The sequence below is a fragment of the Psychrobacter sp. M9-54-1 genome (genome assembly GCF_016613355.1).
Taxonomy (GTDB): domain Bacteria; phylum Pseudomonadota; class Gammaproteobacteria; order Pseudomonadales; family Moraxellaceae; genus Psychrobacter; species Psychrobacter faecalis.
The window spans coordinates 26,335-39,261 of sequence record NZ_JADGFW010000013.1 but is presented as its reverse complement, the minus strand read 5'-3'; the positions used below and the strand labels follow the sequence as shown (position 1 = coordinate 39,261).

At 45.9% G+C, this 12,927-nt stretch carries 12 protein-coding genes; 8 read left to right on the top strand and 4 right to left on the bottom strand.

All coding sequences use genetic code 11. The features are described from left to right. The first annotated feature begins 125 nt into the window (after positions 1-125). Complete coding sequence (locus IQ457_RS06200) at positions 126-1,022, top strand: carbon-nitrogen hydrolase family protein (protein ID WP_200662494.1); 897 nt, start codon at positions 126-128, stop codon at positions 1,020-1,022. A 34-nt stretch (positions 1,023-1,056) separates the two neighbouring features. Here the strand turns inward: IQ457_RS06200 and IQ457_RS06195 are convergent, their stop codons facing one another. From IQ457_RS06195 to lptM, 4 genes are all read right to left on the bottom strand, one after another. Next, positions 1,057-2,097, bottom strand: a complete 1,041-nt coding sequence (locus IQ457_RS06195) for a tyrosine recombinase XerC (protein WP_200662493.1) — start codon at positions 2,095-2,097, stop codon at positions 1,057-1,059. Positions 2,098-2,103: 6 nt separating this feature from the next. Further along, positions 2,104-2,991, bottom strand: a complete 888-nt coding sequence (dapF, locus tag IQ457_RS06190; protein ID WP_144297846.1) for a diaminopimelate epimerase — start codon at positions 2,989-2,991, stop codon at positions 2,104-2,106. Between the two features lie 223 nt (positions 2,992-3,214). Beyond that, positions 3,215-4,549: a diaminopimelate decarboxylase gene (gene lysA, locus IQ457_RS06185; RefSeq protein WP_200662492.1), complete on the bottom strand. Its 1,335-nt coding sequence runs from the start codon at positions 4,547-4,549 to the stop codon at positions 3,215-3,217. Positions 4,550-4,680: 131 nt separating this feature from the next. Further along, on the bottom strand, positions 4,681-4,992 hold the full coding sequence (gene lptM / locus IQ457_RS06180; RefSeq protein WP_200662491.1) for an LPS translocon maturation chaperone LptM: 312 nt from the start codon (positions 4,990-4,992) through the stop codon (positions 4,681-4,683). Positions 4,993-5,527: 535 nt separating this feature from the next. Between lptM and IQ457_RS06175 the strand changes: the two genes are divergently transcribed. The 7 genes from IQ457_RS06175 (at position 5,528) to IQ457_RS06145 (ending at position 12,883) form a co-directional block, all read left to right on the top strand. Then, positions 5,528-6,757, top strand: a complete 1,230-nt coding sequence (locus IQ457_RS06175; RefSeq protein WP_200662490.1) for an acetate/propionate family kinase — start codon at positions 5,528-5,530, stop codon at positions 6,755-6,757. A gap of 110 nt (positions 6,758-6,867) precedes the next feature. Beyond that, on the top strand, positions 6,868-9,024 hold the full coding sequence (gene pta, locus IQ457_RS06170) for a phosphate acetyltransferase (protein ID WP_200662489.1): 2,157 nt from the start codon (positions 6,868-6,870) through the stop codon (positions 9,022-9,024). Positions 9,025-9,225: 201 nt separating this feature from the next. Continuing rightward, entirely contained in the window at positions 9,226-10,119 is an 894-nt protein-coding gene (locus IQ457_RS06165; protein WP_200662488.1) for a nicotinate-nicotinamide nucleotide adenylyltransferase, read from the top strand. Between the two features lie 149 nt (positions 10,120-10,268). Continuing rightward, positions 10,269-10,682: a ribosome silencing factor gene (rsfS, locus tag IQ457_RS06160; protein WP_068406254.1), complete on the top strand. Its 414-nt coding sequence runs from the start codon at positions 10,269-10,271 to the stop codon at positions 10,680-10,682. A 200-nt stretch (positions 10,683-10,882) separates the two neighbouring features. Continuing rightward, positions 10,883-11,656 carry an MOSC domain-containing protein gene (locus tag IQ457_RS06155; RefSeq protein WP_200662487.1) on the top strand — a complete coding sequence of 258 codons (774 nt, stop codon included), beginning with the start codon at positions 10,883-10,885 and terminating at the stop codon, positions 11,654-11,656. Positions 11,657-11,749: 93 nt separating this feature from the next. Next, positions 11,750-12,634 (top strand): N-acetylmuramoyl-L-alanine amidase, encoded by an 885-nt coding sequence (locus IQ457_RS06150; protein WP_200662486.1) that lies wholly within the window; start codon positions 11,750-11,752, stop codon positions 12,632-12,634. Between the two features lie 30 nt (positions 12,635-12,664). Further along, a complete protein-coding gene (locus IQ457_RS06145; protein ID WP_200662485.1) occupies positions 12,665-12,883 on the top strand; it encodes a hypothetical protein in 219 nt (72 codons plus the stop codon). Positions 12,884-12,927: the final 44 nt, after the last annotated feature.

The following is a 12,927-nucleotide window of genomic DNA, read 5'->3' as shown; positions in this document are numbered from 1 at the left end:
TTTTTAGCTTTTGTTCACATTATAAAACTGCAATAGCTTTGCAGGGATGCCAAGCTTTTAAATATAACAGAATAAAAATAACTAAGAGTAAAGCCCTATAAAGCTTAAAAATTGAGAATAATATTATGAATGAGATTACTAAAAATGAACCGCTGACCGTTGCTGCTGTACAAATGAACAGTCAGCAAGACATCGAAGCCAATTTAGCCGATATAAGATCTGCTATTAGTGAGGCAAGCAAGCAAGGTGCGCAGTTAGTCGTTTTACCAGAAAACTGCTGTAGCATGGGTCGACAGTTTGCCACTGCCGAGCGTTTTGATGAGTTATCCGACGCAATGGCCAAGTATGCACGTGCTTTTGGTATTTATCTATTAGCAGGCTCGCTGCCCTGCCCTTATCGCCCTGATGGCGTCATCGTGCCCAATGGTAGACTGCGCCAAGTCAGTCAGTTGTTTGCGCCAGATGGTACACGTGTGGCACGCTACGACAAAATTCATTTATTTACTGCAACCGTTGCCGATAAAAAAGGCAGCTATAATGAAGCGGCGACTTTTGAGCCTGGCACGCAAACGGTTGTGGTTCCACTCGAAGCAAATGATGCCGTTTATCAGCTCGGTATGATGGTCTGTTTTGATTTACGCTTTCCAGCCTTAGCGCAGCGATTACGGCAGGCGGGCGCAGAGGTGTTAAGTGCGCCATCGGCGTTTACTTATTTAACGGGACAGGCACATTGGTCGCTATTGCTACGCGCGCGGGCATTAGACAGTCAGTGTATGGTGATTGGTGCCGCACAAGGTGGTGAGCATCTTTATAAGAATGGCGATAGTCGGCAAACATGGGGACATAGCACGATTACTGCTTATGACGGCACGATTATCAATAGCTATGAGGATAGTGAATTGAAAAACCTTAATACTAAAGATCAGAAAAATTATACTCTGGTCTTAGCAACCTTAGATAAAGCAACCCAAGTCCAAGGACGGCAAAAGATGCCAATCTTTGACTGTCACCGTTTGGCATAAATGTAGGATTAAATGCTTAAGAAATAATCGGAGCTTAATTAATTTCAACGTCATTTTGCGCGTGAGACGCACGCGGATGAGCGCGATCATAAACTTGGGTCAATTTAGCAAAATCAACATGAGTATAAATCTGCGTGGTACTAATGTCGCTATGACCGAGCATTTCTTGTACCGCGCGCAAATCGCCACTGCCAGATAGCATATGCGATGCAAAGCAGTGGCGCAATAAATGTGGATACATATTTTGCGCAATACCAGCGCGTGTAGCCGCAACCTTAAGACGCTGCTGCACGGCTCGCGTGGATAAACGTGTACCTAACTTTTCACTGATAAACAAGGCGCTGTCCATCTGCTCGACCCACAGATTGCGATGCGGTAGATAACGTTTAATCGCCTCGGCGGCTTTGATACCTAAGGGCACCAAGCGCGTTTTATTGCCTTTACCCGTCACGCGCACGCGCAAATCAGCCAAGTCTATATCGGCCATATCGAGCGCCACTAGCTCACCAACACGCAGACCGCTACTATAAAGTAATTCAAACATTGCCTTATCCCGCAGCCACAAGCGCGCCTGCTCTGGCGTATCAGGGATTTCTTGGTCAAGCAGTTGCGACAATAAATCAACGTCAGCGATAGACGGCAGCGGTCTTGGACTGCGTTTGAGCTGATAGCCCGTGGTTGGATTGATACGCGCTAAACCCTCTTCTATCAACCAGCCATAAAAATGACGGATAGCCGATAGCTCTTGCTGAACGCTCGCCAGTGCCAGCTTATCTTCATCTAGGCGTTGGCTGATATGCTGGGCTAACTGCCGCTTATCACAACGCGTCCATGTCAGACGTTTGCCGCGTAAAAACAGCGCCAATTGATTTAGACCTGCAAAATAAGCCACCAATGTGTGCTCGGAGTGATTGCGTACCGACAGCGTATTTAGCCAACGATGCACTGGCGCTAGCAGTTCACGTAGCGTACTATCTGCTTCGATGGTTGTTGCCAATTCTGCCGATAGCCATGTGTTTGATTTAGTGTTTGATGTAATGTTTGACTGAATATTCGAGCTAGGCGTTGTCGTCATTATCTATTAGCCTTCTGGAGTAGGCTTAATGCCTGCTTGCGCCATTAAGCCATCTGGGCTAAACACCCCTTCATAGACAAACGCCGTTGGCCCAGTCATCATCACAGAATAACCCGGCTGCCATTTGATAATCATGCTGCCGCCATAAAGCTGCGCGCGTATGTCTTCGCCTTCATCAAGCCAGCCTTCACGGATACCAACCGCCACCGCTGCACAAGCGCCCGTACCACAAGCTTGGGTTTCGCCAACGCCGCGCTCATAAACACGCAGACGGATATGACGCTGATTCATGACCTGCATGAAGCCGACATTGACGCGCTCTGGAAAGGCCGGATGTGATTCGATGGCTTTACCCAAGGTCTCAACATCAGCTTCTAGGACATTATCAACCCTGATGACCGCATGCGGATTGCCCATATTGGCGACATAAAGCTGCACCGGCGTACCATTAACGTTTAGATGATAGGCATTTTGGATTTTGGTCGTCGCTCTTGGGGTAAAGGGAATCTCACTTGGCTCAAATTTGGGCTTACCCATATCAACCTCGACCCAGCCATAACGGTCGGTCGTTAAGGAGATTATCCCGCTCGCCGTTTCAACGCGCAGGCGCTGCTTAAATGACAGTTTACGCGCTTGCACAAAACGGGCAAAACAGCGCGCGCCATTACCGCATTGCTCAACCTCTGTGCCATCGGTATTAAAAATGCGATAACTAAAATCAACATCGGGGCGCATCGGCGGCTCGACGACGAGCAATTGATCAAAGCCGATGCCTAAATGACGATCACCCAACAGCTGTACCAATTCCTTGGTCAACTCTAAGCGTTGGGTCACCAAATCGATGACCATAAAATCATTGCCCAGCCCATGCATTTTTGTAAATTCTATTAGCATATCCTTGTTATCCTATCCTATTTTTATGTATGCCTTATATTAGCACGCTGTCAGATACAATCATAATTATCACCGCTATCAAACGCTAAGTTAAAGCTCTATTACCGAACAAATATTTCTTATCCAAACCTTCATTAAAGCAGGCAATAAAAAACCCATTGTCGTTATCACAATGGGTTTTTTTTAATTAAAAAACTCGTAAGCACTAAATTGGTTAAAAGAGTTATTTATCCTGCCACAACACTTCATTAGCATATAAAGATTCAAGCGTTTCGCGTTTGCGAATCAGTTGATGCTTATCATCGGCTACCATCACTTCGCTAGCACGACCGCGTGAATTGTAATTGCTACTCATGGTAAAGCCATAGGCGCCAGCCCCAGTAATGGCTAAAATATCACCTGTTGCTAATGACAGTAAGCGGTCTTTTGCTAAAAAGTCACCGGTTTCACAAATCGCGCCAACGATATCCCATGGCTGCGTGTCATCGCTATCAATACCTTCTTTAGGTAAAACACTTGGAATCACCGCCATTTCTGCTTGATATAACGCTGGACGTATCAAATCATTCATTGCCGCATCGACAATAGCAAAGTTCTTGTGCTCGGTTGGTTTAAGTACATCAACCTTGGTTAATAATACACCTGCATTGGCCACGATACTACGACCCGGCTCAAAGAATACCGTTAAACCAAGCTCACTCAGCTTAGGCAGTAACGCTTGCGCAAACGTCTCGATAGATACCGGCGTCTCATCGATATAACGTACGCCAAGCCCGCCGCCCAAGTCGATATGACGCAGCTCAATACCTTTAGCTCGCAAACTATGTATCAATTCAATCACTTTATCAAGCGCTGCAACAAATGGCGCAACCTCTGTCAACTGCGAGCCGATATGACAGTCGATACCGACGATATCAATATGCGACAACTGTGCCGCTTGTTCATAAACCGCAACGGCATTTTCATGGCTGATGCCAAATTTATTGTCTTTTAAACCGGTTGAGATATACGGATGGGTTTTGGCATCGACGTCTGGATTGACCCGCAATGAAATCGGCGCGGTTTTATCAAGCGCTTTTGCCACTTCATTAATCAGCGCCAATTCACTAATTGACTCAACGTTAAAGCAGCCAATACCTTGGTTAAGGGCATATTCGATTTCGCTATAGGTTTTGCCAACGCCTGAAAATACCACGCGCTCAGCTTTCCCGCCCGCTGCCAACACCCGCATCAACTCACCGCGTGAGACGATATCAAATCCTGCTCCTGCTTGCGCCAAGATGCCAAGTACAGCAAGGTTAGAGTTTGCTTTAACCGCATAGCAAATCTGATGCTTTAGGCTGGCAAAACTCGTCGTATAAGCCTGATAAACGTCTAAAACCGCTTGTTTTGAATAGACATAACACGGCGTACCATAGTGCTTGGCCACCTCATCAATACTTACCTGCTCCATATATAACGCGCCATCGCGATAATCGAGCGCAGGCAAATGGTCGGTTAAGGCTTCAGGATGCACATACAATCCTTGCTCAGTTTTGGTCGTGACTGACTGACTCATAAAGTTGTCTCTAATATAATCAATGTATTAAGGGATTAACGGATTAACGGATTAATGGGTTTAGCAGCTTGAATAGGCTAAGAATCGTTTGAATATTTGGCTTTTAATAAACCAATACTAATAGACAAGCATTAATAATCGTTAGGATCCGTACTTGGCGCCGGCAACTGAAAATCTTCGGCGTTTTGCGCGTTATTTGCATTGTCATTAAGCTTAGTAAAGGCGGCATCTTGCGGATGACTGGTGCTCTCAAGCACAGCCGTATTATCTTTTACCGTTTGGCTACTTGGTTCTGCTAAATACAAATCGCCTTTTTGCCCGCAACCTGCCAACGCAGTTGCCCCGATTACCAGCGTCGCTATGGTTACCTGATAAACAGCAGGTTTGACGTCAACGCTTAAATTAGCGCTGTTAAAATTTGAGGTACGGCGTATAGTAAACATAGAATGGCTAACCTTTCATCTTGCAATGGTTTGCAGGCGATAACAATCACTATCAGCGAAAATAAGGCTGCAGTAGAAAAATAGGACAATTTTTTAATCATAGCATTATTCGATAAAGTTGTGCGCCCCCTGCTGCTGATTGGCGCATAAATTTATAAGAATTAACGACTAACGCTAGGCAAAATGGGATTTTATAAACGCTATCAATAGCTACAGACAGAGAACCACAGACAAACTTACTTACAATTTTATAAAAACAGCTTTTATCCTATTATCTCTGGCAGCGGTTGATGGTATTCGGTGTACACTTGTATAAAACGGCATGATTAAAGCCTTATAGTTATCGTGGTATAAACCTCAAAATATGGTACATTATAGTGAAGCCTTGCAGCGGCAATGATAAAAATCAGCGATAGGATTGTTGCGTATGGCAGCTGTTTGGCTTACGGCGACAAGAATATGGCTGGTTTTTTTATGTAATTGGTGACTATCGATGTCGAATCACCACCCAAAAAATAACTTCTAAGGATAGAGTATGAGCGCTGGCGTAACCACCAATTTTAATGATAAAGACTCTGAAACATCGAATCTAACCAACCCCACTTTAGTCCTTAATTGCGGCTCCTCTTCAATCAAGTACGCGCTGATCAGCGAAGACAATGCTACGCGTATCACAGGTCTGGCAGAAAACTTAGGCCTCGACACTGCGCGCATCAAACACACAACGCTAAATGGTGAAAAGCTAGAAATCGCCATTGCTGGTGGTCGTCATGAGCTGGCCTTGAAAAAAATTCTTGAGTTACTTGAGCAATATCACTTTATTGCTGTCGGCCACCGCGTGGTGCATGGCGGCCGCGAGTATTCAGAAGCGGTGCGTGTCGATCAGCATGTGTTAGAAGAAGTCAAACGCTTAAAAGTATTGGCACCGCTCCATAACCCTGCCAATGCGCTAGGTATCGAAGCGGTACAAGCGATTTATCCCGAGATTCCGCAAGTGGTGGTATTTGATACCGCCTTCCACCAAACCATGCCGCCAGTTGCCTTTCGTTATCCACTGCCAAAATTCCTTTATGATGAATATAAAATCCGTCGTTACGGCTTTCATGGTACCTCGCACGCTTATGTATCAGAACGCGCCAGCGAAATCACCAGTGCTAAAGCGCCACATGGTTGGTTGACCGCGCACCTAGGTAATGGCTGCTCGGCGACGGCTGTCTATAATGGTGAAAGTCTCGATACCAGTATGGGTCTAACCCCGCTTGAAGGGCTAATGATGGGCACGCGCAGCGGTGATGTCGACCCAAGCCTGCATATTCACCTCAAGCGCCAACTAGGCATGAGCTTAGAAGAAACCGATAAGATGCTCAATAACGAAAGTGGGCTGCTGGGTATTTCAGGCTTATCCAATGATTTACGTACTATCGAGCAAGCAGCAAATGAAGGTCATCAAGATGCTAAGCTTGCGATTGAGATGTTCTGCTACCGCGTCGCTAAGTACCTTGCCAGCTTAAGCTGTGCGCTACCTGACTTTACCGGCATTGTCTTTACCGGCGGGATTGGCGAAAACTCAGTGACCACACGGACGCGTATTTTAGAGATGATGCCGCATTTTGGTATCAAGGTAGATAGCACTAAAAACGCCAGCTTGGTCGGTGGCAAAGAAGGCAGTTTCCATGCCGACGATAGCAGCATTGAGCTGTGGGTGGTACCAACCGATGAAGAATGCCGCATTGCCCAAGAAACGCGCGAAGCCTTAGGTTTGTAAGCATCAGATTGCTAAACAAACCATTACTTGTGCCATAAGAAAACAGGGAGCGTTTGTATGGCACAAGGATAAAACGCGCTTAAAAAATAAAATAAATAGTAGGATACATTATGCAAACTTTTTTACTTGTGCCCATCAGTCGCGGTATCGGTGTGACGTCAGCGGCGTTAGGCTTAATTCGCGCCTTTGACTATAACGGTATCAAAGCTGGCTTTATGAAGCCGTTTTTACAAGACGATACCTTAGATAAGCAAAACAGTTTAGACAGCTCAAGTGCGCTGGCAATGCACGCTTTTGGTCTTAATCCACCCAAATCTATCAGCCGTCAGCGCCTTGAGCGTATGCTTGGCGACGACAATCTTGATGATTTGATGGAAGAAGTAGTCGTCAATTATCATACCTTAGGCGACGACTACGATGTGGTGATTTGTGAAGGCTTAGTATCGACGACTGAGACCTCTTATGCGTCGCAAATCAACCGCGCCATTGCCCATGCCTTAGATGCTAAAATCATTTTTGTCAGCACCGCCGATACCAGTAAACCTGCCTATCTGGCTGACAAGCTTGACGTCCACGCCCGTGAATTTGGCGGTATCGCCAGTGAGCGCACGCTTGGTTGTATCTTAATGCGGATGCACGATTTACCAAACGCCCAAAGCACCCTCGAAAATCAGATGGTCGCCCCAGGCGAAGCCATCGTCAATTTAGACGAGGGCTTTATGCAAGAAGTGCAGCGCCTGTCACCGCACTTTAATACCGAAGAGTTCCGCTTAATCGGCGTGGTGCCCTTTAGTGACTCGCTCTCTGTGCCACGCACGTGGGATATCGCCGCTGAGCTCGACGCCACTTGGTTAAACGTCGGTGAGGCAAAATCGCGCCGTATCAACCGCATCAGTTTGACCGCGCGCTCGGTCGCTCGCGTTGATGAAGTCTTTAAACGTGGTACGCTTATCGTTGTGCCGGGTGACCGCGACGACTTACTGTTGGCCGCAGGACTTGCTTGTATCAACGGCATCCCTTTAGCAGGACTGGTATTAACGGGCGGCGTGGTACCAAGCGCAACCGTCGCTGAGCTTTGGCAATCGGCGCTCAAAACCGGCATCCCTATCATGAGTGTCGAAAGCGACAGTTATGAGACCGTACAAAGCCTGATGCATTTGAGCTCTGAGATTCCAAGCGATGATACCGAGCGCGCCGAAGAAGTGGCACGTTATGTCGCCGCGCATTTAGACCTCAACTGGATTAAAGAGTACTTTAGCCAAGAGTATGAGATGCGCCTGTCTCCTTCGGCATTTCGTCATCAAGTGGTCAAAAAAGCGCAAAATGCCAAAAAACGTATCGTGCTCCCAGAAGGCTCAGAGCCACGTACGGTCGAAGCGGCGTGCATTTGCCAAAGTCGCGGTATCGCCAACTGCGTGTTGATTGCCAAGCGTAGTGAGGTCGAGCAAGTAGTGAAAAATCGCGATTTGGTGTTGCCTGAGGGCCTTGAGATTATCGACCCTGATACCCTTGATATGGATAAATATATCAATGCCGTGGTCGAGCGCCGTAAGGGTAAAACCAACGCCGAAGTCGCTGCTGAATACCTAAAAGACACGGTTTATTTAGGTACGACCATGCTCGAGATGGACGAGGTAGACGGTTTGGTCTCTGGGGCAATACATACTACAGCGAATACCGTGCGCCCTGCGTTTCAGCTGATTAAAACTGCGCCGCAGTATTCGCTGGTATCGTCAGTGTTCTTTATGCTGCTACCTGAGCAAGTGGTGGTATATGGTGACTGCGCCATTAATCCTGACCCGAACGCCGAAGAGCTCGCTGAAATCGCCATTCAATCGGCTCAGTCTGCCGCCGCCTTTGGTATCAATCCAAAAGTGGCGATGATTAGCTACTCAACGGGTTCATCTGGTACGGGCGCTGATGTCGAAAAAGTCATTCGTGCAACCGAAATCGTCCGCCAGCGTGCGCCGCACCTCGCCGTCGACGGTCCATTACAATATGATGCCGCTTCGGTCATGAGCGTTGGCAAACAAAAAGCCCCTGACTCACCGGTTGCCGGACAAGCAAACGTCTTTATCTTCCCTGACCTAAATACCGGTAACACCACCTATAAAGCGGTACAACGTAGCGCCAATGTGGTCAGTGTCGGACCGATGCTGCAAGGCTTGAATAAGCCCGTTAATGACTTATCGCGTGGTGCGTTGGTCGATGATATTATTTATACCATCGCCCTGACCGCCATCCAAGCACATAGCGACGCGATTTAATCTCGTTACAGCTTATATTTTACAGTTATCCTTAATCGCTCTACATTTAACCGACTATCATCATGATGGTCGGTTTTTTATTGGCTATTTTTGTTAAATCTTTAGGGCTTTAAAACATACGACCCTACTGAGCGCTCGACAATAATGCTATAGTTCACTTAACGACACTGTCCATTCGCAGCGCTTTTTGCTCATTTATTTATGGCTTATTCTAAAGACTATCACCTAACGAAAAACGCCAAACCCGCCATTCGCGCCTATTTGGGTGGCTCATTTGATCCTGTGCATAATGGTCATTTGCAAATGGCGCTGTATGTTTATCAAAGTTTATTACCAATAGCAAAGCATCAACAGCGCGAGCTACAGGTGTCATTATTGCCCAATGCGCGCTCGCCGTTTAAAGCAGACAGCACCGACCCTAAGCACCGCCTAGCCATGCTAAAGCTGGCTATAAAAGATACCCCGCTAAAAATCAATGAGCTTGAGCTCTGGCAAGCGCCGCCGGTCTATACCATTGATAGCGTAAAAACCTTACGCGCGCGCTACCCGCACGATAGCCTGATATTTATCATGGGTATGGACAGTGCGCAGAGTTTGGATAAATGGAAAAATGGTCTGGCTCTGACCGATTATGTCAATTTATGGGTATTTAATCGGCTTAGCATTGCTGAAAATGACCCTATTATTATTAATAATGATGAAAATACTATTGCACAAGAAAAGCTTATTAATCAAGACTTAGTAACGTCAAACCTTACTGCACTGCAATCTCAGCTTCCCATAGCATTGCAACACTTCATCACTGACTCGGCTACTGACCTTGTCGCGCCAGCTTTAAAATCTTTAACAGCCAGCAGTAACTTGAAAAACACCGCTCAAGGACGCATTTATATAGACCCGCGCCCTGTGGCGGCGATATCAAGCACCCAAGTACGTCAACAGCTGCGCAAGCAAGGTTCGCAAAACGCAACTTTACAGCCAATAAATGCTATCATTAACCCGACTGTACCCAATTCGTTCGCTAAATGGCTAAATCCTGCCGTTTATCAATATATTATCGACCATCAGCTATATTCTGCTGCTCAATTCCGTTAAAATCGCCTTATACGTTTAACTTTACCTATTTTATCCATGTTGCCGCAAAAACACCTGCCTATTTACCTATTTTTCAAGGGCTCGTGAGCAAGCAATGTGATGATTTACTATTTTATTTTTAATATTTATGATTGAAGAGAAGACCATTTATGACCAATACCATGACTGAAGAACGCTTAAAAGAATGCTTAGCGGTAGTCGAAAACACGCTTGACGATATGAAAGCAAAAAATATCACTGTTTTAAACGTAGAAAATCTAACGGACGTGATGGAGCGCATCGTCATCGCTGACGGTACTTCAAAACGCCACGTCCGTGCGATGGCAGACAGCGTCGGCGCTGAAGTTAAGCAAGCGGGCTTTATGCCACTTGGCCGTGAAGGCGGTACCGATTCTGACTGGACGCTGATTGATTTGGGCTCTGTTGTCGTGCATATGATGACGCCAGCTGCGCGTGAGTTCTATGACTTAGAAGGCCTATGGTCGTCACCTGATCAATTGGCTGAGCTGGTCGCTGTACCGCGTGAGAAGAAAACCGCAGGTCGCCGTAATAAAAATAAATAATCTTGTTTGTTAACAGCACTGCTTTATAAAAAGACCAGAGTCAACTCTGGTCTTTTTTTGTTTAAAATTTGGTACAGATAAAGGTTAAATCGCTAAAGCCATATAATCACATGCCCGATTAGGCTAAGATAATAGCCATCTTTAACATCTCTAATGAGTTAACCACTCGCCTAATAAATCCCTATCGATTAGGATAATCCATGAGCATAGAGCAAATAGCATCTTCTAGCCAAAAAAATAGCGCTGATTTCAATCAACCTTTACCGCTACATATTGCCAATTTAACCTGCGTCCGTGCTGGCAAAGCGATGCCATTTGCCCGTGAGCAGATGAGCGCGATTGATAAAGCACCCATCAAAGAAGCGGTTGCGGTGAATTTTATGGGTCTGAGCACTGATGAACAAGCCGACCGACGCCATCACGGCGGCCCGCTAAAGGCCGTGCATCAACTGCCAGTCGCAACCTATGAGAAAATTAACGCTGAGTTTGGTCTAAAGGTACGCGTTGGCACATTAGGTGAAAACTTAACGACTGAGGCGGTAAAAGGTCTGCCTGCAATGGATGAGTCGACGGTGTGTATCGGTGATGTTTTTCAATACGGTGGGCAATATGGCAATACTGATAATAACGATAACGACAGCGTCCAACTCCGCATTGTACAGCCGCGCCGTCCGTGCTACAAAATCAATGACCAAATTGGACAGTTTAATAAAGTGCCTAATATTGCCTCTTGGGTGACCAAACAAGGTATTGCTGGCTGGTATTTTGAAGTCGTACGTGACGGTATGATTCACACTGATTTGCCGGTTTATCTCATCGAACGCCCCTATCCTTTTGCGACGCTTGAAAAGCTATGGCAATTATCAAACTCAAAAGAGAAATTTGACGCTGAGATTATCGAGCCTTGGCTGGCGATTGAATGTTTGGAAGACAGTTGGAAAACGGTTTTGGCGAAGAAAATCCGCAAGGATTAAAAAGCTTTAAAAATATCTCAATCTTATCTATCTACTATCAATATCAGATAAAGCTAAGCATCATCGCCCACCCTTATTCATACAGAGCATTTCATGGCAAAAAATATCTTTTTAGCATTCGCATGTGCCTTAACGCTGCCCCTAATTGGCTGCGTGACCACTCATAATGTCCAAATAGCGTCCAGCGAGCCTTTCGTCATCGATAGCGAAACCTATCAAGCTACGGGCAAAAGCGAGCGTATCAAAACCATTATTTTGCATTATACGGTGAGTAATAATGCCCGCGCTATTAGGCTTTTGACTACTGGTGACGTCAGCGCTCACTATCTGATTTTGGATAATAACGATAATAAAATTTATAACTTAGTGCCCGAGGGCGAACGCGCGTGGCATGCTGGCAATGGCGGTTTTGCTGGTAGAACGATACTCAACGATACCTCTATCGGCATTGAGATTGTCAACCCAGGCATCAAACCTGAATATCGAGACGCCTTAAAAAGCGGTGCGCTCGACTATCATCCTTATGAGCACTATGTCGAATTTAATGAGGTTCAGATTCAAAAAGTAGCGCAGCTGGTACAAGACTTGGCGAAAAGATATAATATCTCAGCAAAGAATATCATCGGTCATGCGGATATGGCACCGTCGCGTAAAATCGATCCTGGTGCTAAATTCCCTTGGGAGCGACTGCATAAGGAGTACGGCATTGGGGCTTGGTATGATGAGTTTGATAAGCAGTTCTTTATGAATCAAGACGCGTTTGCCACGGCAACGATACCTGAGATTAAGCAAGCGTTTCGCGATTATGGTTATCAAATCAATGACACAGACGCGTGGGATAAAGCCAGTCGCGATGTCGTGTATGCCTTTCAATTGCATTTCCGTCCGCAGCAGCCAACGGGCGAGCTGGATTTAGAAACGTATGCGATACTACGTGCACTCAATAAGAAGTATGCTGGTCGTGATGACTTTTATTAATGGATAAAAAAATAGTAGGAGACATAAGCCATGAGCAACTCACAATACAACGAGAAAAATGAGCAAGACGAGCTACAGAAATATCTGGAAGAAAAAGCAAGGCAGGAGCAAGAACAGGAAATAAAAAAAGAACAAGAACATGAGCAGCTGTCGGCTTATGAGGCTTGTGTGTTAAGAGAAAGCGCAAAGATTCATGAGTTGATTGCTGAGGCTCAGAAGAAGGCTAATGATCGGTCGGAGGATGAGTAATTGGATAACTGCCAAAGATTAGATTAATTTTGATGAACTCTTAT

Coding starts and splice junctions, on each gene's coding strand:
- IQ457_RS06145 (WP_200662485.1), top strand. CDS start 12,665: ATGAGCAACTCACAATACAACGAGAAAAATGAGCAAGACGAGCTACAG.
- IQ457_RS06195 (WP_200662493.1), bottom strand. CDS start 2,097: ATGACGACAACGCCTAGCTCGAATATTCAGTCAAACATTACATCAAAC.
- IQ457_RS06200 (WP_200662494.1), top strand. CDS start 126: ATGAATGAGATTACTAAAAATGAACCGCTGACCGTTGCTGCTGTACAA.
- rsfS (WP_068406254.1), top strand. CDS start 10,269: ATGACCAATACCATGACTGAAGAACGCTTAAAAGAATGCTTAGCGGTA.
- dapF (WP_144297846.1), bottom strand. CDS start 2,991: ATGCTAATAGAATTTACAAAAATGCATGGGCTGGGCAATGATTTTATG.
- lysA (WP_200662492.1), bottom strand. CDS start 4,549: ATGAGTCAGTCAGTCACGACCAAAACTGAGCAAGGATTGTATGTGCAT.
- IQ457_RS06175 (WP_200662490.1), top strand. CDS start 5,528: ATGAGCGCTGGCGTAACCACCAATTTTAATGATAAAGACTCTGAAACA.
- pta (WP_200662489.1), top strand. CDS start 6,868: ATGCAAACTTTTTTACTTGTGCCCATCAGTCGCGGTATCGGTGTGACG.
- IQ457_RS06150 (WP_200662486.1), top strand. CDS start 11,750: ATGGCAAAAAATATCTTTTTAGCATTCGCATGTGCCTTAACGCTGCCC.
- lptM (WP_200662491.1), bottom strand. CDS start 4,992: ATGTTTACTATACGCCGTACCTCAAATTTTAACAGCGCTAATTTAAGC.
- IQ457_RS06165 (WP_200662488.1), top strand. CDS start 9,226: ATGGCTTATTCTAAAGACTATCACCTAACGAAAAACGCCAAACCCGCC.
- IQ457_RS06155 (WP_200662487.1), top strand. CDS start 10,883: ATGAGCATAGAGCAAATAGCATCTTCTAGCCAAAAAAATAGCGCTGAT.